The sequence below is a fragment of the Bradyrhizobium tunisiense genome (assembly GCF_042263385.1).
Classification (GTDB): domain Bacteria; phylum Pseudomonadota; class Alphaproteobacteria; order Rhizobiales; family Xanthobacteraceae; genus Bradyrhizobium; species Bradyrhizobium tunisiense.
Map to the genome: position 1 here is coordinate 86409 of NZ_JBHLEV010000008.1, position 22720 is coordinate 109128.

Sequence of the window (22720 nt, forward strand, 5' to 3'; positions counted from 1 at the left end):
GACTATCGCGCCGCCACCCGCGACGGCGCCTTCGCCTCGATCTTTCCCGCCGTCAGCGCCATTGTCGCGACGCTGACGACGCGCGCGACGACATCCTCAACGTCGTCGAGATTGCATTTGCCTTCCGAAAGCTTGGTCAGCCGCTCGCTCTCGCGGATGGTGTGGTGCGCCATCGCGAGCGCGAAGTTGAGGCCCCAGTAGATATCGACCTCGCTGCGCTCGGGCAGGGCGCGGCGCATCGCGCCGGCGAATTTCCGCAGATGGTCGATCTCGCGGTTCTTGATGCGGCGGATCGGCGGCACGGATTCGATCGAGGCGCGGATCATGAAGCGCGCCGCCGTGGAGCGCTGGTTCTCGGGGCCGAGACAGCCGCGCAGCGTCGGCCCGACCAGCGCGTGCAGGATCACCTCGATCGGCGCGCGGCCGCCACCTTGTTCTTCCGCCGCCTTCAACTCGCGCAAACGCTCGCGGTTGGTGGCGATCGAGCGCGTGACAAATAATTCCGCGATCAACTCGTCCTTCGAGCCGAAATGATAGTTCACCGCCGCCAGGTTGACACCGGCCTCCGCGACGATGTCGCGCAGCGTCACGTCGCCGAAGCCGCGATCGGCATAGAGCCGTTCGGCGGCGGCGAGAATGGCAGACCTCGTATGATCGCTGGCCATGAGTGCCCCTGAGGGGAGGGAGTTGCAATTCAAACAGTTGTATGAAACTATCGTTTGAAGGCCGGAGATGTCAATCCGCAATCGGGACTCGTTCGCAACTCCAAAGGTTGGTTCCGAAGGCACCGCAAGCGCGCTTGCGGGCTGCGCGCAAGCGGTGGACAGTCCGGCGCAAAACAGGCCCGCGAAGCCAGCAGGCTCGCAAAGAGAGAGACGAGGAGCGTCCTATGGATTTCGATCTGTCCCCCAAGCAGAAGGAATGGCTCGACCGCGTGAGGTCCTTCATGGCCAAGCACGTGCGCCCGGCGGTGCCGATCTATGACCAGCAGGATCACAGCGGCGAGCGCTGGAAAGTGATCCCGATCCTCGAGGACCTCAAGAAGAAGGCCAAGGCCGAAGGCCTCTGGAACATGTTCATGCCGCCGAGCGAGCATGAGGACGACGAATTCCGCGGCGCGGGATTGACCAATCTCGAATATGCGCTGCTGTCGGAAGAAATGGGCCGCATCACCTGGGCCTCGGAAGTGTTCAACTGTTCCGCGCCCGACACCGGCAACATGGAGGTGTTCATCCGCTACGGCTCCAAGGAGCAGAAGCGCAAATGGCTGCGTCCGCTGATGGACGGCGAGATCCGCTCGGCCTTCCTGATGACGGAACCGGCGGTTGCGTCCTCCGACGCCACCAATATCGAGACCCGCATCGAGAAGGACGGCGACCATTACGTCATCAACGGCCGCAAATGGTGGTCGTCCGGCGTCGGCGATCCCCGCTGCAAGATCGCGATCCTGATGGGCAAGACCGATTTCAAGGCGGCCAAGCATCAGCAGCAGTCGCAGATCCTGGTTCCGCTCGATACCCCCGGCATCAAGGTCGAGAAGATGCTGCCGGTGTTCGGCTTCGACGACGCGCCGCACGGCCACGCTCAGGTGCTGCTCGACAACGTCCGCGTGCCCAAGGAGAACATCCTGCTTGGCGAAGGCCGCGGCTTCGAGATCGCGCAGGGCCGTCTTGGTCCGGGCCGTATCCATCACTGCATGCGCACGATCGGCAAGGCCGAGGAGGCGCTGGAGAAGATGGTGAAGCGTCTGTCCTCGCGCAGCGCCTTCGGAAAGAAGATCGTCGAGCATTCCGTGTGGGAGCAGCGCATCGGCGAAGCCCGCACCAACATCGAGATGACGCGCCTGCTCTGCCTCAAGGCCGCCGACATGATGGACAAGGTCGGCAACAAGACCGCGCAGGCCGAGATCGCCATGATCAAGGTCGCAGCGCCCAACATGGCGCTGAAGATCATCGACGAGGCGATTCAGGCGTTTGGCGGCGCCGGTGTCTCGGACGAGGCGGGCCTTGCCAAGGACTACGCCCACATCCGCACACTCCGTCTCGCCGACGGCCCGGACGAGGTGCACAATCGCGCCATTGCCAGGCTTGAGGTTCGGAAGTATGCAAACTCTCCAAGTCACTAAGGACGGCGGAGAGCGCTGACCGCGCTCTCCCCACCGTCATTCCGGGGCTCGCGAAGCGAGAACCCTGAATCTCGAGATTCCGGGTCTGGTCCTTCGGACCATCCCGGAATGACCGACAAGAAAAAGAGGGAGCGTCATTGTGGCGGACGGCGTCAGGAAAGACGAAGAGTTTTCGGGCACCAAGCCGGTCGAGGAGCGGCATCGTTTCGACGAGCTGCGCCTGGAAGCCTGGATGCGCAATAACGTCGAAGGCTTCGAGGGTCCGCTGGTAGTGCTCCAGTTCAAGGGCGGCCAGTCCAATCCGACCTACCGGCTGAACACGCCGAACCGTTCCTACGTGATGCGCCGCAAGCCGTTCGGCAAATTGCTGCCGTCGGCGCATGCGGTCGACCGCGAATATCGCGTGATCGCAGCGCTCGGCAAGCAGGGTTTCCCGGTCGCGCGTGCCTACGCGCTGTGTCAGGACGATAGCGTCATCGGCGCCGCTTTCTACATCATGTCGATGGAGGAGGGCCGGGTGTTCTGGGATCCGACGCTGCCGAGCCAGGATCGCGATGCGCGGCGCAAGATCTTCACCAGCAAGATCGAAACGCTGGCGAAACTGCACATGTACGATCCCACGGCGATTGGCCTTGGCGATTTCGGCAAGCCCGGCAACTATTTTGCGCGCCAGATCGACCGCTGGACCAAGCAATATCGCGCCTCCGAAACGCAGCACATTCCGGAGTTCGAGAAGGTCGCCGAATGGCTGCCCAAGACCGTGCCGGAGCAGGCGCGCGTCTCGATCGTCCACGGCGACTATCGCCTCGACAACATGATTTTCCACGCGACGGAACCGCGCGTGCAGGCCGTGCTCGATTGGGAGCTGTCGACGCTCGGCGATCCCATGGCCGACTTCACCTATCTGTTGATGCAGTGGATCATGCCGGGCCTCGATGGCGCCGACCTCAAGGCGCTCAACATCCCGAGCGTGGAAGAGGCCGCGCAGATTTATTGCAACGTCACCAAAATGACGGTGCCCGATCTCAACTGGTATTTCGCCTACAATCTGTTCCGCCTCGCCGGCATCACGCAAGGCATCGCCGGCCGTGTCCGCGACGGCACCGCCGCCAACGCCAAGGCCCTCGAATCCGCCAAGCGCACCGTGCCGCTGTCGCTGGCGTCGTGGGAGTATGCGCAAAAAGCGGGCGCGGTGTAGCAAGAGCGAAGGCGCGGCTGACGGCCGCGCCTTTCGCTTTCGGGAGTTCGTCATCCCGCACATTCGCTGTCATTGCCCGCGAAGGCGGGCAATCCAGTATTCCAGAGACGCCAGTGCTTGAACCGAGACGCCGCGGCGTACTGGATGCCCCGGTCAAGCCGGGGCATGACAGCAGTGATGAGGTGGGTTTATTCCGCCGTCATTGCGAGCGGAAGCGAAGCAATCCAGGATCTTTCCACGGCAGTAGTCTAGATTGCCTCGTCGCTACGCTCCTCGCCATGACGGGCGGCGGGTGGCGAGCCCAGCATCGGTTCAGGTAGAGACGGACGCATGATCGACCAGATCACCCTCACCACCTACATCCTCATTGTCCTCGGCTTCGTCTTTATTCCCGGGCCAGCGACGCTGCTGACAATAGCGCGTGCGGCGAGTTCCGGCACAAAGGTAGGCATCGCGACCGGAGCGGGAATTGCTGCGGGCGACATCATCCACACCTGCATGGCCATCGTCGGGCTGTCGGCGATCATCGCGACCTCGGCGCTGCTGTTCAGCATCGTCAAATATGCCGGCGCTGGCTTCCTGATTTATCTCGGCATTCGCGCCATGCTCGACAGGGCCCCGGTCGAGTTGAACGGCGCCGCGCCCCCGATCGGTGCGGGCCGCGCATTCCGCCAGGCCGTGCTGGCCGAAGTGCTCAATCCCAAGACCGCACTTTTCTTCCTGGCGTTCCTGCCGCAATTCGTGAAGCCGGAGCACGGCGCGCCCGCACTTCAGCTTGCCATTCTCGGTGTCGTCTTCGTACTGCTCGGTCTGTTCAGCACCGTCGTGTTCGCCGTCGGCGCCGGCCGTCTCGGCAACCTCCTGCGCCGCCATCCGGCGGTGGTGAAGTGGCAGGGCAAGGTGGTCGGCGCCATCTACTGCGCCGTCGGTGTGCGGCTGGCCTTGCAGGAGCGGTGAGGCAGGTTGGCTCGCGTAGGGTGGGCAAACGCGCGTACCGCCGTGCCCACCATCTCTCCGCGATCACTCGAAAACGGTGGGCACGCTTCCGCCTTCGCTCTTCGAGCTACGGCGGACAAGCCGATTTGCCCACTCTGCGGCAGCGCCTAAGAGGCGCCCTCCGCACAATGCGCGATCAGCCTCTCCACGAAGCCTGCGCATTTCTCCAGTTCGGCCATCTCCACGAACTCATCCGGCGTGTGCGCCTGCGCGATCGCGCCGGGGCCGATCACGACGGAAGGCACATCCGCCATGCTCGCGAACAGGCTGGCCTCGGTACCGAAGGCGACCTTGGCGTGGTCGTTGCGACCCGCAAGGCTCTTGGCGAGCGTGACGATGGCCGCGTCGGCAGCGGTGTCGAGCGCGGGATAGTCGAGGATCTCCTCGAAATCGATGCCGCAATCGGGATGCCGTGTTTTCATCGCCGGGTCGAGCTCGGCCTTGGCCCAGGCGACGATCGCATCCGTGACCTCGCGCGACTCGGTGATACCGATGCCGCGGCATTCGAAATCCACCGTGCAGGTGTCGGGCACGATGTTCAGCGCCGCGCCGCCATGCACGATGCTGGTGAGCAGCGTCGAGTGCGGAACGTCGTAGAGGCTGTCCGTCGCGCGCGCGGCCGCGAGTTGCTCGGCGCGGCGGCGGATCTCGACGATCAATTCGGCCGCATATTCGATCGCGTTGACGCCGTCGGGCGCGATCGAGGAATGGCGGGCGAGCCCGCGAAACGTCGCGCGCACGCCGTGCTTGCCCTTGTGGCCGATGATCACCTTCATCTCGGTCGGCTCGCCGATGAAGGCGCCGAGCGGCTTGATCTTCTTCTTCGCGACCTCGCGTAGCATCGGCCGCACGCCGACGCAGCCGATCTCTTCGTCATAGGAGATCGCCAGGTGAATCGGCGTTGCGAGCTTCGCTTCCACCATCTCCGGCACCATGGCGAGGCACACCGCGACAAAGCCCTTCATGTCGGTGGTGCCTCGGCCATAGAGCTTGCCGTCGCGCTCGATCAGCTTGAACGGATCGTGGCTCCAGTCCTGGCCGACGACCGGCACGACATCGGTGTGTCCCGACAGGACGAAGCCTGGCCGATCCTGCGGTCCGATGGTGACCCACAGCGAGGCCTTCTGTCCGGTCTCATCGATGATGCGCTCACCCTTGATGCCGAACGCGGCGAGGTAGCTCTCGATATGGGCAATCAGGGGCAGGTTGGTGCGGTCGCTGATGGTGTCGAAGCCAACGAGGTCGGCGAGGAGTTTGCGGATGCGATCTGGTCTTGAGCTTGGCATTGTCTCGTTCTGTCAGGAATTAAGGAGGCTGATGTGCTTGCAGGAACCATACCAATGTGGCGGGTTAATAGGCAAACCAACAACGCAGCCGTCATTCCGGGCGATGCGCAGCATCGAACTATGGTGCGCAATTGCGCACCTGAGAATCTATCGGGCCGCATCGCGCGGGGTGAAATGGATTCCGGGTTCGGGACGTCGTCGCGCCCCGGAATGACGGGGGACGAGCTACCAAAGCTAGTGTTGCCCGACAGGCAAAACACCCAACTGGTCGGTCAATCCGCGCCGCCGAAAATATTCCACTTTACCGAAATTCGGAAAGGGCGTATGTGTCGCGGCATCCCGGCCCAAGGAAGAGGGGCGTATCGCGATCGTCACGAACGCGGGCCGGGTGGCGGTGGACGCAGGTCACATCGGCGCAAAGGATTTCGCAGGGCGGGCAACCGTGAGTGAAGCACCTTGCGCACACGACCGGTGTGATCGGCGTACGGCAAAATCGTGTGGTCCTGACGCCCGGGGTCTGTGCGTCAAGTCTCAGCGGTGATGTGGCGGCCCAACCGGGCGCGCATCGATCATCCGCAAGGCGACGGGGGCAATAGTGCAACGCTCCCCGAGGAGAGCACGACATAAGCCGTAAAACCACTGCGCAGGGAAGGCCGGGATGTCCTGGCTACACCTGTATGCCGCTGTGCAGTTTCTTGTCACGCAGGTTTCGCACAGTGGACCGCGGGTGCCAGCCGGCGCCCGGTCTTCCCTGCGCCCTCTTTCAATCGAGGGCGAAGCGATGAAGCAAAGCTCGGGCGACATGCGCCGCGAGGATGATCAATCATGTGTATCGTTGAACAAGGTGTCGTGCCGCGGACACAACGCAGCGTCCCTTCGACGATGCGCTGCAGAGCCGGGGCCCATGCATCAACGAGGGCCGTGGCTTCCTTGAGTCCCGGCTCTGCGCAGCAGCGTAAGAACGCTGCAGCGCGTCCGGGACACGAGCGGAGCTCGTTACACGGGCTTGCCCGTATACGGCATCGACGCCGTCAAGCCGCCATCCACGGGGAACGCCTGGCCGTTGACATACGAGGCTTCGTCGCTGGCCAGGAACAGGCCCATCGCCGCGAGCTCGTGCGGCTGGCCGGGGCGCTTGAGGGGATTGAGCTGGCCGATCTTGTCCTGGGTGCCGCGCTCCTTGGCGCGGTCGAAGATCGGCTTGGTCATGCCGGTTTCGATCAGGCCCGGGCACACCGCGTTGATGCGCACGCCGGTGCCGGTGAGCGAATAGGCGGTGGTCTGCACCAGGCTGATCACGCCAGCCTTGCTCGCGGCGTAGGGATGTCCGCTGGCGCCGGCCTTGAGGCCCGCGACGGAGGCGGTCAGCACGATAGCGCCGGACTGCTGCTTCACCATGTGCGGCATCGCATGCTTCACCGCCAGGAACGGCCCGATCAGATTGACGCGCAACACCTCCTGCCAATGCTCCACGGTCTGCTCGCCGAGCGGGATCAGCCCGCCGGAGACGCCGGCATTGGCCCAGATCACGTCGAGCCGGCCGTGGGTCTTCACTGCCTTGTCGATCACGGCAATGACGTCAGTCTCGGAGCCCGCGTCGGCGATCATGGCCTCCGCGACGCCGCCGGCCTTTTTCACCTCCTCGACGGTCTCCTTCACCGCCTCGGTGCGATCGACCGCAATGAGCTTTGCGCCTTCCCGGGTGAACAGGAGCGCGGCGGCGCGACCGATGCCACTGCCGGCGCCGGTGATGATGACGGATTTGCCTTGCAGGCGGCCCATGCGTTTCTCCCTTGTGGTGCCTCGCGCGGCCCTTGCCGCGCGACGGAATTTCAAACAAGATTTCAAACGGTAAAGTGTCTTGAGACACGTTCTCTACTGACGTACAGCGACATCACACGGGATGGAAGAGCTTCGATGACAGGTGCAGACAAGCCCAAGGTGGTCACGACGCGGTGGTGGTGGGTCCGTCACGCGCCGGTGCGCAACGACGGCGGCAACATCTACGGGCAGTCCGACATCGCCTGCGACACCAGCGATACCTATGTGTTCAACGCTGTTGCCAAGGTGCTGCCACGCACTGCAGTCTGGTTTTCCAGCAATCTGAAGCGCACGCATCAAACGGCCGAAGCGATCTGGGCGGCCGGCTTTCCACGGCCGGCGTCGATGAAATGGGAAGCTGATCTCGCCGAGCAAAATCTCGGCCGCTGGCAGGGCATGAACCGCGCCCAATTCATCGCGAGCCGTCCCGTCGGCACCAGCTGGTTCGCCGATATCAACGAGCCCGCACCCGGCGGCGAGAGCTTCATGGATCTCTATCACCGCACGCGCCGCACCATCGAGCGGATCAACAATGAGGCAGCAGGCCAGGACATCATCGCGGTCGCCCATGGCGGCACCATCAAGGCGGCCGTTGGTCTTGCGCTCGGCGGTTTGCCGGAGCAGGGGCTCGCATTCGACATCGACAATGTGTCCGTGACGCGGCTCGATCATTTCGCAAGCGCCGAGCGCACGGTCTGGCGGTTGCCGATGGTGAACCAGCAGCCATGGATCGCGGATGACGCTCACGCGGCGATGCATCAGCCCGCGGGACCGGAAGTCAAGAAGCTCGCCTGAAGAAATTGCGCGCTCGCACCGACGCGACGTAAGCTCGGGGCCAAATCAATCGTAATCTGGGAGAGAAACATGACCTTGTTCGACATGAAGGGGAAAGTCGCCGTCATCACGGGATCGACGCGCGGCATCGGGCTTGCGATCGCCGAGCGCATGGCCGAGCACGGTGCCAAGGTGGTGATTTCCTCGCGCAAGGCCGATGTCTGCGAGCAGGTCGCCAAGGGCATCAATGACAAGTACGGCAAGGGTACCGCGGTCGCAATCGCCGCCAACATCTCGTCGAAGGAGAACCTGCAAAACCTCGTCGACGAGAGTAACCGCGCCTTCGGCAAGATCGACGTGCTGGTCTGCAATGCCGCCTCGAACCCCTATTACGGTCCGCTCGCGGGCATCTCCGACGATCAATTCAGGAAGATTCTGGACAACAACATCGTCGCCAACAACTGGCTGATCTCGATGGTGGTGCCGCAGATGATCGAGCGGAAGGACGGCTCGGTCATCATCGTGTCCTCGATCGGCGGTTTGAAGGGCTCGACCATCCTCGGCGCCTACGCGATCTCCAAGGCCGCCGACATGCAGCTCGCGCGCAACCTCGCGTGTGAGTATGGCCCGCACAACATTCGCGTGAATTGCATCGCGCCCGGCCTGATCAAGACCGACTTTGCGAAAGCGCTGTGGGACAATCCGGAGAATTTGAAGGCCTCGACCGCGCGCTCGCCGCTGCTGCGCATCGGCATCCCCGACGAGATCGCCGGCGCCGCCGTGTTCCTGGGATCGAAGGCCGGCGACTTCATGACCGGCCAGACCATGGTGATCGACGGCGGCGCAACGATTAGTTGACGCGATAGAGCGTCATCCCGGGGCGCGCTTAGCGCGAACCCGGGATCTCGAGATTCCGGGTTCGATGCCTTGCATCGCCCCGGAATGACCCTTCGGGTCACTCCACCGCCGCGTAAACCAGATCCCGCACCAAGGTCCGCGTGTAGTCGCGCTGTCCCGGGCCCTGGCTCATGAACACCGCGAACAAATCCTCCTTCGGATCGATCCAGAAGAACGTGCCGGCAATGCCGCTCCAGAAATACTGGCCGACGCTGCCGGGGAAGGGCGCGATGCCGGCCTCGCGGCGCACGGCGAAGCCGAGACCAAAGCCGTGGCCGGGCGACAGCAACGTGCCATTCGTCACGACATGCGGCCCGAGGTGATCGGACGCCATCAGCTCCAGCGTCTTGCGGCCGATGATCCTGTTGCCGTCGAGCGTGCCGCCGTTGCGCAGCATCAGGCAGAAGCGGGCATAATCCATCGTGGTTGAAACCAGCCCACCGCCGCCGGACTCCATTACCGGTTGTTCGAGCATGTTGAACAGAGCGACCTTGTCGCCGGTCCAGGGATCGGCCGCGAACGGGTCGGCAAGCCTGGTGGCGTTGGACTCGGCTGTCGAGAAGCCGGTCTCGGCCATTTGCAGCGGTGCCAGCACGCGCTCTGTCAGGAACGCGCCGAGCGACTTGCCGCTGGCGACCTCGATGATGCGACCAAGGATGTCGGTGGAGCGGCTGTAGTTGAATTCCGCGCCGGGCTGGCAGACCAGCGGGAAGCTCGCCACCAATGCGGCATGCTCGGCATTGGTGATCTTGCGGCTGCGCACGCGGGACTCCTGGTAGAGCTTGTGCACGGGTCCGTCTCCCTGGTGCTCGTAGGTGAGGCCCGAGGTGTGGCGAAGCAGGTCCTGCACGGTCATCGGCCGCGCCGGCGGCACCAGCTCGAGCTTGCCGTCCTTGACGATGCCGACCTGCTGGCCGGCGAATTCCGGGATGAACTTTGCGACGGCGTCGCTGAGCAGGAGGTGGCCGTCCTCGACCAGTGCCATGACGGCGACCGAGACGATCGGCTTGGTCATCGAGAAGATTCGGAAGATCGAATCCCGCGCCATCGGCGCAGGCCCCGCCGGGCTCTGCCTGCCGAGCGCCTCGAACCAGCCGATTTGGCCGCGCCGGGCCACCAGCACGGTGACGCCGGGAACGGTTCCCTTGTCGATCTCGCGCTTGAAGGCGTCCGACATGGCCTGCAGGCGCGGCCGCGACAGCCCGAGCGTCTCCGGGCGGGCCTCCGGCAAGGGCGGAGTGTGGACCGCGGAGGCGGCAGTGGTAGCAGCTTGAGCGTTCATGGGGGCTCCCGGGCTCTTGTTTTTTGGTCGGGAAAGTGTGGCCCAGAAACCCCGGTACAAACAAGCGAAGCGGGCGCGGTTCACCCTTGCAAACCGGTCGTCGCCTGTGCTTGAAAGCGGCCCTGATCCCAAGGCGACGCGGGGTCCGTAGGAGTGTAGCTCAATTGGTAGAGCACCGGTCTCCAAAACCGGGGGTCGCAGGTTCGAGCCCTGCCACTCCTGCCAGTCAAATCAATCAGTTAAGTTCGATGCTGGCGGGATAGGGACGAGGACGTCCCATGGACGAATCGCCACGCGCTGGCCCGTATCCCGAGGGCCAGGCCGGCGAGGCGCCTCTTAGCGCGCCGGCGCCCGTTCCGCATCGGCGGGACCCTGGCTGCGATCGACGTCCCGGATGGGGACGCGGCGCAGCAGCGAGACGATGGTGCCGCCGAGCTCGAAATAGGTGCGCAGCCGCAGCGCACGGGACGACCCCTTCAGCTCCGCGTTCAGGCTCACCGGCACTTGGGCGTAGGTGAGGCCAAGCTGGAGCAGCGAGATCAACGCGCAGATCTGATAGCCGTAGCCGTCGGCCTTGACCGCGATCTGGCGCAGCCATTTCACGGGGTAGACGATCATGCTGTGGTAGTCGGACAGCCAGAAGCCGAACAGGCAGTTCAGGATGAACCGCAGCGAGTGCGACTGCAGCGAGCGGTTGACGGAGCGATCCGACTGGTTGTCGCGATAGGTGATGACGAGGTCGGCGGCGCCGGCCGCCTTGAACATCCGGGCAATGCCCTCGTTCTGAAAGGCGTGATCGCCGGGAATGAGCGTGATGGCATCGAATTTCGCGCGCGACAGCGCGTATTCGAAGCCGGCACCGACGCCGCGCCGCTCGGCGTTATGTTGCACGATGATGCGCGGCTCGCCGGCCGCAAACTCGTCCATGATCGCGCCGGTGCCGTCGGTGCTGCCGTCGTCGATCAGGAAAATCTCGAAATCGTCGAGCAACTCGCGGGCGAGCGGCAACACGCCGTCGATGGTATCGGCGATCTTGTCCTGCTCGTTCAGTGCAGGGATGACGATCGTAAGCCTTTTTGCCGCCCTGGAAGGTGTCATCTCATGCCGCCTGTCGCCGGCCACTCGTTACTGGTGGAACCCTGGCGCGACTCTAGGTCATATGGGCCGGGCGAACAATAAGGGGCCCGCAGATATGCCCCGTACGACCGGTATGAATCCGGTGATGTGTGTGTTCTGCGCAACTAATCCGAAAAATCATAGAGGCTGGTATCGCCGATGCCGAAGGCGCGGCGAAGCCGTCCGACGCGGTCTGCCATGGTCCGGCCCGCGATGGTCGGGGCGAAGTGCGTATCGAGCGGTTCGACCAACCCGCCGTCGACCAGGTTCCTAATTCGTCCCTGGAACAGAGCTGGAACCTGCCGCTCGATGATGTCTGTAAGCGGTGCTCTCCGCTCGGGCCGGTCGACGACATCGAGCAGGATGTCCAGGGAAACCGATTTGTACACTGCGCCGAAAGCGAAGACGTAACCCATGACGAGAAAGCCGAAAATCGACGCGGCGTCCCAGTACTGAAATTCCGGAACGACGAAGATTCCGAACATCATGCCGAGACCATGGGTGACGACCGCGGCGATCGCGAGCAGCATCACGGCTCCAAGCGTCCATCCGCGAGTGCGGGCCATCGACTGCAAGGCAGGAGCCAGCAGGGCGAAGATGACGGCGGCGAGGAATCCGACAACGAAGGACATCGCGGCCGCTCACCCAAGTCCGGTCGACAGGCGGACGAGTTTGACGAGACGCGCGACCGCCACGCCCTTCGCCGTCGGGACAAGCCTGCCGTCTGCCGTGACCACCATCCCGGCGCCGACGAGCAGCTTCAGGCGGTTGTGCGTGAAGGTGCCGAGATCGCCGCCCTGCATATAGGCGACCGCCCATTGCTCCAGGGTGAGGGGGCGCCCGGCCCGGACGAGTGCCGTGAGCAGCGTCAGCGTAAAGCCCCAGGCCAGCAGGCTGAAGAGGATGTAGCAAAACATCATCGCGGTCGCCAACAGGAACAGGCCGCTGAGTACGTCGTCGAAATGGCGTTGACCTGGGAGTGCGATGCAGGCGACCGCGTAAAGGGCGATGACGCTGACGCAGCCGAGCCGAAAGCGGCGGCCGGATCCGCCGGTGGCGGCGATGCGCGCGTAGCACAGCAACAGCAGCGGCAGCGCGACGCTGAGACCAATCGCGGCGGCTTGCGCCGGGCCCGGTAGCATGTTCATTCGGAAAATCGCCCCGGACGCCTCTCAGGCCCAGCCAGAGCGAAAGTCTATAGGAGGTCGTATTTTTCGGGTCAAGGGAGCCCGTCCTCCCGCCCTTGCGGACGTCTCGTGGGCGTGCGAATCCTTGCAGGGATGCCGTTCCTCCATCCGAGATGTTCCCATTGCTGCGTGCGATAGTCGTTCTCCTCGTCGTCTTGGTGGCAGCGCATGCGCCGATGCTCCTGAACGACGGTCTCTTCATGGACGACTGGCTGGTGCTCAAGCCGCGCCCGGACTATTTCATCGACATCGATTTCCTGCTGAACGGCGCCGGTCATCCGATCTTCTACAGCTACGACACGTTCGCAAACTGGACGGGCGCCCCCGTCGCCGTGATGGTCTCGCTGGCGTTCGCCGGAATCGTCTTCGGCGCAATATCGCTGGCGCTGACGGCAACGCGTCTCAATCTGCTCGACCGCGCAGAGGCGGTCGGTTTCGCGCTGATCGTCTGGACCTATCCCGGCTATCAGCTTTGGGCGGGCAAGGCGAACGCGGTCTACGTCTTCAGCTTCGGACTCCTGTTCGTCGGTGCAGGGTTGTTGACGCTGGCCTTCAGCGCGCGCGGCCTGCGGCGTGTGCTGCTTCGCGTGGCCTGTGCGCTCGTGTTCCTGCTGAGCTTCGCGCTCAACTCGATCATCGTGCTCTATGCCTTCGTGGTGCTCGGCCTCTTTGTCGCGATCTGGCGAAGCGGCAACGCGGCGGAGGGCTTCGTTCGCCGCACATGGTTCGCAGCCTGGCGCACTGCCTTGGGATATCCGGAGCTGATCATGCTTCCGCTGATCTACTGGGGCACGCTCAACATCTGGTTCAAGCGGATCGGCGTGTACGCACAGCATTATGATGCGCATTTGCCGACCCTGCTCGAACTGGTCGGGGGATGGTCGGCATTTCTGGTCACGGCTTACTTCGACCTCCTGGGTCATGCTGTGCGCGCGGCGATCAGGGTCCCGACGATCTTCATTCTGGCGGCCGTGCTCGTCGGCATCGTCCTGCTGATGCTGCGTTCCGACACGAAGCCGGCCACGTCCAGGCTCGCGACCATCGTGCCGCTCGTGCTTGCCGGGATCTTGTTCCTCGCATTGTCGTCACCCTATCTGATCGCGGGCCTGCGGCCGTCGTCCACGCATTTCTACGAGAGCCGCCATCTGCTGATGTTCGGCGTGCCGATGGCATTGGCGCTTCTCGCACTCAAGCGGCTGGCCGAACGTTGGACCGTTCCCAACACCGCCTTTGCGGTCGTGTTCGGCTTGGGCCTGATCGTGTCGATCGGGATGCTGTGGAGCGACTACGTCTTCATGCAGGCGAGAACGCTGAAGCAGGAGGCGCTGGCGCGCGACCTTGCCGGCCGGGTCCAGCCCGCGGCCACGGTCTATGCGCTCGACGACGGCTTTGTCGACTACCCGTCTCGGCACGTGCCGTTCGGCCTCGCCGAGGTCACCGGCATGCTCCGCCTTGCCTGGGGTAACCAGCCCTTTTTCGGATTCGCGCTGCGCGCGGAGCGACCCGACATCCTGCAGGGAATGGACGAAGCGAGGAAGGCTCCGGGAAGTGCATTCCATCATTTCGATCCGTCGGGACCGCAGGCGACGATCTCGTTCCAGCCGGGCCCTGGAGCCGCGCCGAACCAGACCCTGGTGCGAAAATACTACGCGTGCCGGTTGCTGGCGCGCTGCGATGTTGCAGAGTTTCTGGCTCAACTTGCGCAGGTCACGATCAAGCTGGGCCCGATCGCCGGCGTCCTGCCGCTCGACGGCGCAAGCAAGAGTGCCGCGCCTAGCCGCTAGGACGCTGTTTCCAAACCGTCTCTGCAAGCGCGATGTCGGTCACCGAATCCTCGCCGGAGGCCAGAGGTATGGCTCGCGCGGCGATGTCGGTAACGAAGGCGTCGGCCTGTCGACGAAATGCCCAGCTCTTTTCGCCCGTCAGCCGCGTGCCTTGGCCATCGTGATCGATGATGACCTCCGCCTCTTGCTCGGCGAAAGGTGGGGGCAACTCCAGGCTCAGCGCGCCGCGCTCGAAATCGATCGTCAGTCCCTCGCGCCAGGCACCCTCTGACCCGTTCACGAGATCCAGCGTGCATTCGGTGCCGTCGAAATCGAGGATGATGCGCCCGGCACCCGAAGCCTCGATCGCGCTTTCGGCCACCGTCGGCGACGATCCGAGCAGGTAGCGCGCCAGATTGATGATGTGGCTGAAGACGTTCAGAAAATTGTCGTAGCCGGGACGCATCGCCCGCGGCATCCAGTCGGGACCGTCCGGCCAGAGCTCGAGCCCGTCCGGTCGCGCTTCACCGGTCATCACGAAATTGTCGTGCGAGCGGCCGGTGTCGCCGCCGAAGCACCAGCCCTTTGCCCGGACGATGCGACCGAGCGACTGGTCGTTGCGCACGCGCGCCAGAACCTGCAGCGCCCGTGCCACGCCGGCATCGTGACGCTTCATGTAGCCGATACTGTAGACGAGGTCGTGCCGCCGCGCAGCTTCGACCAGCGAGATGGCCTGGGCCGTGGTGTAAGCCATCGGCTTTTCCGACAGCACGTGCCGGCCGCTGTTCAACGCGTCCAGCACGATCGGGCCGGTGGCGCGACGCTTGGTCACGACCACGGCCGCGGACACCGCGCTGTCCGCGAGCAACTCGCGGTGCGTGCCGTAAACCCGGGGAATGCCGAACTTCTGCGCCGCGGCGGCAGCGAGGTCCGGCCGGAGATCGGCAATCGCGACGACGCGGCAGGCGGGATTGGCAGCGAAATTGGCGAGGTGGCACATCTGGCCGACCATGCCCGTTCCGATGATGCCAATGCCTGGCTTCACTGGCTACGACCCCTTAGCGCTTCCGAACCACGAGGAAATGCGCCGGTTGTCCCCACGTGTTGATGAATGCCGGATCCGCCCGGGTGAGGGCGGCGACCGCGGCCGCATCCCGTCGCCCGATCGCGCCAAAGATGCGATGGAAGCTGTCGAGCGTCGCCATGATGGCTTCGATGTCGGCGGCATCGTCGGCGAGGATGTCCGCGGTGCGGATGGTCTCGCGCAGGGCCGCAAGGCCCGAGATGACGCGCGGCAGGCTCGCGCCGAGGGGATCGTCGATCATGCCATCGACGTCGAGAACCAGCGCCTCGATCGATGCCGAGATTGCCTGCACGGCATCGGCTTTGCCGACCAGATAGAGCTTTCGTCCGCCGAGGAAGCTCAGGCGGCTGCGGTCGAGATGGCGTCTGGCGCGAAGCAGCTTGTCGTCGCCGGACAGGACCTTCTTGTGCCAGTAGATGTCCAGGCTGTCGCGATAGGCCGGCCATGCCGAATGGATGTCGAACCCCTGTGCGTGCGCCGCCGCGCACAAGCTGGCCGCATCGAGGAAGTAGCGATGCCGGACGAACGGATTTTCCAGCACGTCCATCAGCCAGGATTCGAAGCTGCGGGTGTGCGGAATGCTGTCCCACTTCGCCTCGAACAGCATCTTCGCCGTGTCGAGCGCGGCGCGACCGCTCAACGCCTTGCCGGCCGCATGGATCGCCTTGAGCGCGAGCTCAAAGAAGCCGCCATAGCGCTCGTAATAGGACACGACGGCATAACCGTCCGGATTGAGCAGCCGGTGGAAGATGCCGAGCCATTTTTCGCTCGGCTGCACGGTGTAGATGAAGCCCTCGGCATCGATGATGTCGAAGCGGCGATCGCTGCTGAAGCCCTCGACATCGGCGAGTGCGAGCTCGCGGAGACGTTGGGTCAGGCCGAAATGTGCGAAGTAGGCCTGGATTTTCGGGTGTGCATGCCGGTTCGGCTCGGCGAGCGTCATGTTGGCGCCCCAACCGGCAAACACCAGCGCATTCTCGCCGGAATCGGGACCGAATTCGAGCACATCGGCATCGCGGAACAGCCGCGGCGGCAGCACCAGCTTGTCCGAAAACAGCTCGCGCCGCTGGCTGGCGTAGGCCTCTAGCTCGGTGGACGATTTGAAATTCCCGAACGTCGGAAGAACGTCCTGACGTTCGTAATAGTTGAAGAGCTTGTCCTCAGCCATGCCGCGACCTTAGCGCCGCTTCGAGACGGTCGAGCTCGCTCCAGATGTCGTTCGGCGCGAAGATCGAAACGATATCGAGCGGACGCTTCACGCTATCGCGTAGCCGGCTGCTGACCTTGGCCTCGTTCTCCTCGTTTACGGCCAGGAGACAGATGAGAGGGCCCGACTTGCCGGCGAGATCCTCGGGCGAGCGGATCGGAATGCCGGTGCCGGGCAGGAACAGCCCCTGGCGCTCTTTCTGGTCGTCGACTGAGAGGTCGACGAGATCCGCCAGCTCGTGGGCGTTGGTGAAGGTGCAGGCGCGGCAGCCGGCGCCGTAGATGGCGATCTCGGCGCCGTCGGCGCGGGCCTTCGCGAGAATTGGGCGGAGACGTGCGCCATATTCGCGTGCGCGCTGACCGAATCTCTCGCCGACGCCGGATGGCGCGGGCGGCGGCGTCACGACGCCCTTGGCGCGACGGGCCGCGATCGCGAGGCTGCCGCCGCTGAAATTGTATTTCTTCACCGACACCGCCTCGAAGCCGTGGCGCGCCAGCAGGGCGAGCAGGGTCGGTTCGGTGAAATAGCTGACGTGCTCTTCCCAGAGAACGGAGAGGTCTCCCACCGCCGAGCCGGGGGCGAAATCGGGCACATCGATGAACAGCAGCCCGTCGTCGCTCAGCGCGATCTTGACGCAGTCGAAGAAGTTCTCGAAATCGACGATGTGCTCCAGCACCTGACGCGATATGACGAGGTCGAACTTGCCGGACTGAGCGACGGCATCGTGGGCCATCTCCGGGCTGAGCATGTCGGCATAGAGCTTGATGCCACGCTCGCGGGCGATCTTGCCCGACACCGGATTGGGCTCGACGCCGACCATGACCTTGGTGCCGCGCTCGCGGAGCTTGTCCATGAACAGGCCGTCGTTGCATCCGATCTCGAACACGGACTGATGCTTCGAGAATTTCGCAATGGTGTCGAGCTCGTCCACCTGGTGCGGTTCGGGCTTCCAGCTGCTGAAATTGTAGTTGAACTGGCGGTACAGAATGTCGGGATCGATCGGCTTGACGATCTGGGGCAGGCCGCAATCGCCGCAGGCCAGCACCTCGAACGGATACCGTTCATCCTGCTCGTTTCGGCTGTGCCGCAGCCGATGTGCAATCGGCATCAGTCCGAGGTCGATGACCGGACGCAGGTTGGTGGAATGGCAAAGGCGGCAATGGTCGGTCACGGCTTTAACTCTTTGCAGGAAAAGCAAGGGAACATCGGCGCCACGGCGATACGCGGCGCAGTTGAACGCTATATAGCGCCGCAGGCTGTGCCACAATTCTTAAGTTGCCCGGGGTGGGCTATTCACAAGCCCGGAGGCCCCTCTGAAGCTGGTACCCCGCGGCCTTCATTGCGGGCTTCCCCGCCGACAGGCACGGAACCGCGCGAAGCCGACTAATGGCAGGTCATGAGTTGATCGAGAGCCCTGATGTCCGCTCGCTGACCGTTGGGAGACAGACGGTGCTTTACCACCTCGAATGGCTCGATGCCGTAGGCCTGCCGGTAGATCTCTTTCGACCTCGTCCGGAGCGCGGAAACGCCGGCCTCGGCTTGGGGAGCGAGTGCTTGCTCGCCATCCCTCCACGTCAACAGCCAGTAGTCCGGGGTTTCGCTATGCAGGGCGAATCGCTTCACCAGTTCGGTGCTCTGAAAGAGATCGGAGAAGCCGTTGAGCCAGAAATCGCAATTCTGCTTCTGGACATAGAACAGCTTGACACCGAGTGACCGGAGGGTGGCTTCGGCCGTGTCGGCAGTTCCCAGTGCGATCTTCCTGAAGTCGCGCGCGACGTCACTCTGATAGGTGTGGATGATCTTGCCCCGCGTCAGCAGCGGCGAGAAATAACAGGGCACCATGGCGCGGTAACCGTTGAGCGCGAGAATCCGCTCGGAGCCCGTCGATTGCTGCAGTTCATCACAGCGCTGCCAGTTCAGGCTGACACGAGGCATCTGGATGAGTGAGCGCCCGCCGCCCGCAAAGGCAATGGCTCCGTCATCCCTGAAGCTCTGCCAAGGATAGGAGATTGTCATCCAGCCGCACGCGGCGAGCAGCGCCAGGATGGCAACATTGGGTGCAAAGCGCCCGACGAATATGGCCGGGATTAGCCAGCGCACGATGATAAGAGCCCAGCACGCGATCGCGACGGCCGCGAGCGGGAATAGCGCATTGACGTGAATGGATAGACGGATCAGGCTCGGAATGTTCAGCGTCATGTCCAACAGCCGCACGCTGGCGACATAGGCGATCACGATGAAGACGCCCGCAATGCTGGGCAGGGCCAGAGACTTCGTGACACTGGCGCGATCCGGAAAAAATCTAGAATCGAGGAAAGAGATCGCGCAAGTCGTCGCCGCGATCAGAGCTGCAACCTGCAGAACGGATTTGGCCTGCCTGATGAAGTTGACCACTCCGACCTTGCTGAGAAAGTCGGTGACCTCCAGCGATTGCGACAGCACGAAGAAGTCAAGAATCTCCAGGCTGCCGAACTGCGAGAAACGTTCGACCAATGCGATCTTTCGAAAGAGCGAGTACGGATTGGTTGCGGGGATTCCGAGATAGAAGTAGTTGATGGAGAAGGCGAGGATGCACCCGCAAACCGCTCCCAACCCGAGCAGCAGGCTGGTAACGAGACCGGATCGATCGCGCTGAAGGAGCCTGGTGAATACGCCTAGCAACGAAATCAAGAACACGAACGCTGCATAGAGCGGATAGGAGGCAGAGACGGCAAGGCCGCAAAGGCCGGCGGCAAGGCGGTCGCGAGCCTGGGAAGACCGAATGACGACCAGCAGGAAATAGACGAAGAATGCCGCGGTCTGAAGGTGGTACTTGCCGAACTCCATGATGTAGAGGCCAGCCTTGACGCTCGGCATCGTGCGGGGCCACGCAAGGCCGAGGATCGCTACGCCGAGTGCAATTGGTATCGCCGCGTCTTCCCAACGGCGTCCGAGAGCCTGTAACGGCAGAATGAGTCGGGCGAGCTCAAAAATGACCGCGCCGATCCCGACGAAGTAGAGAAACGAAACGATCTGGGCAACGTGGGGCGGCAGGAACGTCGCCAGCAACAGATGCAGGCCGTTGCCGTGACCAATTTCAAAGTCGGAGAAGATGGGATTGTCGGCCGCAAGCCAGATGCTGTGATTTCTCGCAACCTCCGCGAGATACGGGGCGTAGAGCTGTTGGACGTCGGTCGAAACGACGTCCGGTATGACGGCGCGATCGAGGAACACCGTCGCTAGAAGCCAAAGACCCATCAGGCATGTTGCGGCCAGCGGCAGGGTCACCGCGAGTTTCTGCGGCTTCCCGAAGCTTCGGCTGTCCCACAGCAGCGCCAAGGTCGCAAATCCGAGAACGATTTGCGGGTACAGGATGGAAAGAGCGCCGAAACCAAATCCGGTCAGGATCAGCGCGGCTGCGCCGACAAAGAACTCGTCGACGCGCTGAGTGGGCTCGTGCCTGATGAGCGAGAACGTCAGGCGTCCGGTCGCCATGATGAGCCAGCCGAGATACGGCGTCAGGACGATCCAGGCGAGCACGTAAAGTCGCGTGGTCCAGCCACCGTCGTACAGCAGGATGCGATAGGTGCCGGTTCGGTTCACGAACCAGATGGCAAGTGCCGCAGGCACGAAGACGAGGGCGCGCGGCCACCACGCCTCGACGATGGCGCGCATACGCAACTCGCCGGCCGTCATCGTTTGATCTTGTCCAGGACTGCTCATGCTAGACCGGCGCGACATCAGTTCGTTCGGCGATGGCCCGCGCCTGGTCGGGGTTGAAGCTGGTGCGCTCGGGGGCGATCAGCCATACCAGCCCGCCAACCAGCCCGATGATCAGGCCGCCAAGACCCAGGAAGACGGATATCGCAAGCGCCTTGTCGGATGCGATTCCAGCGAGACCGAGCGCGGCAACCATTGCGCCTTCTCGCACGCCCCATCCTCCGATCGAGATCGGAACCGCGGACGACAGAATGACAAGCGGAACAAGAGCGAACGCATCAAGCGCAGAGAGTGGCGCGTCGAGCCCGATCGCAAGGACCTGACAGGCTGCGACCGTGATCAGGTGGATGATGACGGCCGACGCCATCAGCGTTCCGCGCCCGTCAGCCGCCAGCGGAGCCCTGACCAGCAACGCGAATTGCACGATCCTGGCCGGCAGCGCGGCGATGATGCGAGGCGGCCAGCGGTCCAGCATGAGCAGAGCGATCAGGCCGAAACACGCCATGACGAGAACGACGATGATCGCGAACAGGAGCGACCTGTCGCTGATCCGTTGCAGCAGGAACGGCAACCCTGCCAATATGACGACACCCAGCGCCAGCAGCGCCAGAAACCGATCGGCCACGATGCTGCTGATGGTCGGCGACCATTGCACGCCATGGCGCCGCAGCATCCAGATCCGAACCGCGTCACCGCCTGCGGGCAGCACCTGGTTGAAGAAGGTGCTGACCATGAGAATGCGCCAGCCGGACAGCCAATCCAGAGGCACGTGCATGGCGCGGAGGATCAGAATCCAGCGGTGGCAAAGCACGAAGGTCTGGACAAACAGCAGCAGCACCGCGAGCGCCAGCATGTCCAGTCTGACGGCGAGAAGATCGGCTTGCAGGGAGGACAAATCCTGGGTCCGCAACAATAATACGAGGATTCCGATCGAGACGGCGAACTTGGCCAGAGTAAGCAGTGCTTTTGCAGGCGGCTTCATCGGCTGGTGTCGTCCTCGATCATTCGCGGCGGTATCGTCGGGCAGCGATAGCGGCCGGAGTCTATTTTCTCGCCAGATGCTCCGTGGCGAGCGTGGCAATCCTTGTGACGTAGTCCTGGACCTCGGCGGCGTCGCCGCCATCGGGGGCCCAGTCGGGAAATGCGGTGCGGGCGGGATCGAACGGGCCGGCCGTGGTTTCGTGAAACACCAGCCACTCCGAGGTGATCAGGATCGAGTGAAAGACCTGTTCGGGCATGCGGTAGTAGCAGCGCTTGCCCTGGCCGTAGGGCGCCATCTCGAGCACCTGGCGAATGCCGCCGTCGTCCTCGAAGATCACAACCTGCGCGGTGCCCTCGATGACGTGGAACGATTCAGGTTTGCCAAAATGCTTGTGAGGCCGCACATAGGCCTCGCGATGATGCACGATCAGCATTTCGTGCAGGCTGGACGAGGGATCGGGATGAGTGCACAGCCGGCTGCGTAGACGCGGGTTGCCGGCGGCGATGCGCTTCAGCTCCGCGATCGTGGCGTCATCGGCCGTGACGATGGCGTCGTCCGAATAATAGACTTCGGGATTCTGCGCGCGCAGCGACGTCGGCCGGCGCGGGCTCGTCGCCTCATTCGAAGAAGATGAACCCATGGTCGCCCCGGTACCCGCATTTGTCGTAGATCCAGGCCCAGGTTTCCGGGCCGTGGAAGCTCAGGCAAGTGAGCTGCCAGTAGAGGAGGTTCGCCTTCTCGCGCTCGTTGCGGAAGGATTCGACCATCAGATATTTCGAGGTGCCGCGTCCGACGCGCTCGATCTCAGGCACCGCGCGGAAGACGTCCTCAAGCGGAAGGTTGTGCAGCACGCCGAGCGACACCACGAGATCGAAACTGTGATCGGGGTAGGGGAGCTCCACGGCGCTGCCGACTTTCAACAGCGGCCGCACCTCCTCCTTGGCATTGGCGATGCCGTAGTCGGAAATGTCGATGCCGGCGACCGTGAGGTCGGGGACGAGCTGGGTGAATTCGTAGAGCAGGTAGCCCTTGCCGCAGCCGACGTCGAGCACACTCATTCCGGGCTTGATGCCGTAGCGATCGATCAGGGTCTGGGCGAGCGGACGCCAGCGTCCGTCGTAGCGATAGCCGCCATAGCCGTAGCGCCGGTCGCCGTCCCAATAGTCGCGCCCCCACTGCCGCGCCACAGTGGCGGATTCCGCCTTGTCGTGCTCGACCACGCGCTGAACGTAGTTCCGCCTGGTCGATGCGTGCATTGGCTGGAGCAGGTTGATCTCGGTCATGGCGCCGAACCGGTCCGCGG

The 22720-nt window shown here is 63.6% G+C and carries 20 protein-coding genes and 1 tRNA gene; 7 read left to right on the forward strand and 14 right to left on the reverse strand.

Annotation, left to right across the window (positions count from 1 at the left end; genetic code table 11):
• Positions 1-2 precede the first annotated feature (2 nt).
• Positions 3-665, reverse strand: coding sequence for a TetR/AcrR family transcriptional regulator (locus tag ACFDR6_RS28300; RefSeq protein ID WP_375860290.1), 663 nt, complete (start codon positions 663-665; stop codon positions 3-5).
• Positions 666-889: 224 nt separating this feature from the next.
• Between ACFDR6_RS28300 and ACFDR6_RS28305 the strand changes: the two genes are divergently transcribed.
• From ACFDR6_RS28305 to ACFDR6_RS28315, 3 genes are all read left to right on the forward strand, one after another.
• Positions 890-2125, forward strand: coding sequence for an acyl-CoA dehydrogenase family protein (locus ACFDR6_RS28305; protein WP_212092244.1), 1236 nt, complete (start codon positions 890-892; stop codon positions 2123-2125).
• Positions 2126-2264: 139 nt separating this feature from the next.
• Entirely contained in the window at positions 2265-3323 is a 1059-nt protein-coding gene (locus tag ACFDR6_RS28310; RefSeq protein WP_317243601.1) for a phosphotransferase family protein, read from the forward strand.
• A 330-nt stretch (positions 3324-3653) separates the two neighbouring features.
• Entirely contained in the window at positions 3654-4280 is a 627-nt protein-coding gene (locus tag ACFDR6_RS28315) for a LysE family translocator (protein WP_375860291.1), read from the forward strand.
• Between the two features lie 146 nt (positions 4281-4426).
• On the opposite strand, the gene argE is transcribed toward ACFDR6_RS28315, so the two are convergent.
• Together argE and ACFDR6_RS28325 are read right to left on the reverse strand one after the other, a co-directional pair.
• Entirely contained in the window at positions 4427-5605 is a 1179-nt protein-coding gene (argE, locus tag ACFDR6_RS28320; RefSeq protein WP_375860292.1) for an acetylornithine deacetylase, read from the reverse strand.
• A 996-nt stretch (positions 5606-6601) separates the two neighbouring features.
• Positions 6602-7387: an SDR family NAD(P)-dependent oxidoreductase gene (locus ACFDR6_RS28325; RefSeq protein WP_375860293.1), complete on the reverse strand. Its 786-nt coding sequence runs from the start codon at positions 7385-7387 to the stop codon at positions 6602-6604.
• Between the two features lie 135 nt (positions 7388-7522).
• Between ACFDR6_RS28325 and ACFDR6_RS28330 the strand changes: the two genes are divergently transcribed.
• On the forward strand, positions 7523-8221 hold the full coding sequence (locus ACFDR6_RS28330) for a histidine phosphatase family protein (RefSeq protein WP_317243605.1): 699 nt from the start codon (positions 7523-7525) through the stop codon (positions 8219-8221).
• A 69-nt stretch (positions 8222-8290) separates the two neighbouring features.
• The gene (locus ACFDR6_RS28335) at positions 8291-9058 is read left to right on the forward strand and encodes an SDR family NAD(P)-dependent oxidoreductase (RefSeq protein WP_375860294.1); all 768 of its coding nucleotides are present in this window, start codon (positions 8291-8293) and stop codon (positions 9056-9058) included.
• Between the two features lie 97 nt (positions 9059-9155).
• On the opposite strand, the gene ACFDR6_RS28340 is transcribed toward ACFDR6_RS28335, so the two are convergent.
• On the reverse strand, positions 9156-10379 hold the full coding sequence (locus tag ACFDR6_RS28340) for a serine hydrolase domain-containing protein (protein ID WP_212092237.1): 1224 nt from the start codon (positions 10377-10379) through the stop codon (positions 9156-9158).
• A 149-nt stretch (positions 10380-10528) separates the two neighbouring features.
• Here ACFDR6_RS28340 and ACFDR6_RS28345 point away from each other — a divergent pair.
• Positions 10529-10604 (forward strand) — tRNA-Trp (locus ACFDR6_RS28345).
• A gap of 111 nt (positions 10605-10715) precedes the next feature.
• On the opposite strand, the gene ACFDR6_RS28350 is transcribed toward ACFDR6_RS28345, so the two are convergent.
• The 3 genes from ACFDR6_RS28350 to ACFDR6_RS28360 all read right to left on the reverse strand — a co-directional run bounded on the left by ACFDR6_RS28350 (position 10716) and on the right by ACFDR6_RS28360 (position 12643).
• Complete coding sequence (locus ACFDR6_RS28350; protein ID WP_375860295.1) at positions 10716-11477, reverse strand: glycosyltransferase family 2 protein; 762 nt, start codon at positions 11475-11477, stop codon at positions 10716-10718.
• A 143-nt stretch (positions 11478-11620) separates the two neighbouring features.
• Positions 11621-12127, reverse strand: a complete 507-nt coding sequence (locus ACFDR6_RS28355; protein WP_212092235.1) for a hypothetical protein — start codon at positions 12125-12127, stop codon at positions 11621-11623.
• Positions 12128-12136: 9 nt separating this feature from the next.
• On the reverse strand, positions 12137-12643 hold the full coding sequence (locus tag ACFDR6_RS28360) for a hypothetical protein (RefSeq protein ID WP_212092234.1): 507 nt from the start codon (positions 12641-12643) through the stop codon (positions 12137-12139).
• A gap of 152 nt (positions 12644-12795) precedes the next feature.
• Here ACFDR6_RS28360 and ACFDR6_RS28365 point away from each other — a divergent pair, with 152 nt between their 5' ends.
• Positions 12796-14466 (forward strand): hypothetical protein, encoded by a 1671-nt coding sequence (locus ACFDR6_RS28365; RefSeq protein ID WP_375860297.1) that lies wholly within the window; start codon positions 12796-12798, stop codon positions 14464-14466.
• Here the strand turns inward: ACFDR6_RS28365 and ACFDR6_RS28370 are convergent.
• The 7 genes from ACFDR6_RS28370 to ACFDR6_RS28400 all read right to left on the reverse strand — a co-directional run bounded on the left by ACFDR6_RS28370 (position 14456) and on the right by ACFDR6_RS28400 (position 22700).
• The gene (locus ACFDR6_RS28370; RefSeq protein ID WP_375860298.1) at positions 14456-15490 is read right to left on the reverse strand and encodes a Gfo/Idh/MocA family protein; all 1035 of its coding nucleotides are present in this window, start codon (positions 15488-15490) and stop codon (positions 14456-14458) included. The two genes, ACFDR6_RS28365 and ACFDR6_RS28370, sit on opposite strands and share 11 nt — an antisense overlap.
• A gap of 13 nt (positions 15491-15503) precedes the next feature.
• On the reverse strand, positions 15504-16697 hold the full coding sequence (locus ACFDR6_RS28375; protein ID WP_375860299.1) for a class I SAM-dependent methyltransferase: 1194 nt from the start codon (positions 16695-16697) through the stop codon (positions 15504-15506).
• Complete coding sequence (locus ACFDR6_RS28380) at positions 16690-17907, reverse strand: class I SAM-dependent methyltransferase (RefSeq protein ID WP_375860300.1); 1218 nt, start codon at positions 17905-17907, stop codon at positions 16690-16692. The genes ACFDR6_RS28375 and ACFDR6_RS28380 overlap by 8 nt, the downstream gene beginning before the upstream one ends.
• Before the next feature lie 212 nt (positions 17908-18119).
• Positions 18120-20411 (reverse strand): hypothetical protein, encoded by a 2292-nt coding sequence (locus ACFDR6_RS28385; RefSeq protein WP_249153795.1) that lies wholly within the window; start codon positions 20409-20411, stop codon positions 18120-18122.
• 28 nt (positions 20412-20439) lie between these two features.
• Complete coding sequence (locus tag ACFDR6_RS28390) at positions 20440-21558, reverse strand: lysylphosphatidylglycerol synthase transmembrane domain-containing protein (RefSeq protein ID WP_375860301.1); 1119 nt, start codon at positions 21556-21558, stop codon at positions 20440-20442.
• The gene (locus ACFDR6_RS28395; RefSeq protein WP_212092228.1) at positions 21479-22057 is read right to left on the reverse strand and encodes a WbuC family cupin fold metalloprotein; all 579 of its coding nucleotides are present in this window, start codon (positions 22055-22057) and stop codon (positions 21479-21481) included. The genes ACFDR6_RS28390 and ACFDR6_RS28395 overlap by 80 nt, the downstream gene beginning before the upstream one ends.
• Positions 22035-22700 (reverse strand): class I SAM-dependent methyltransferase, encoded by a 666-nt coding sequence (locus ACFDR6_RS28400; RefSeq protein WP_212092227.1) that lies wholly within the window; start codon positions 22698-22700, stop codon positions 22035-22037. Before ACFDR6_RS28400 ends, ACFDR6_RS28395 begins: the two co-directional genes overlap by 23 nt.
• Positions 22701-22720 lie beyond the last annotated feature (20 nt).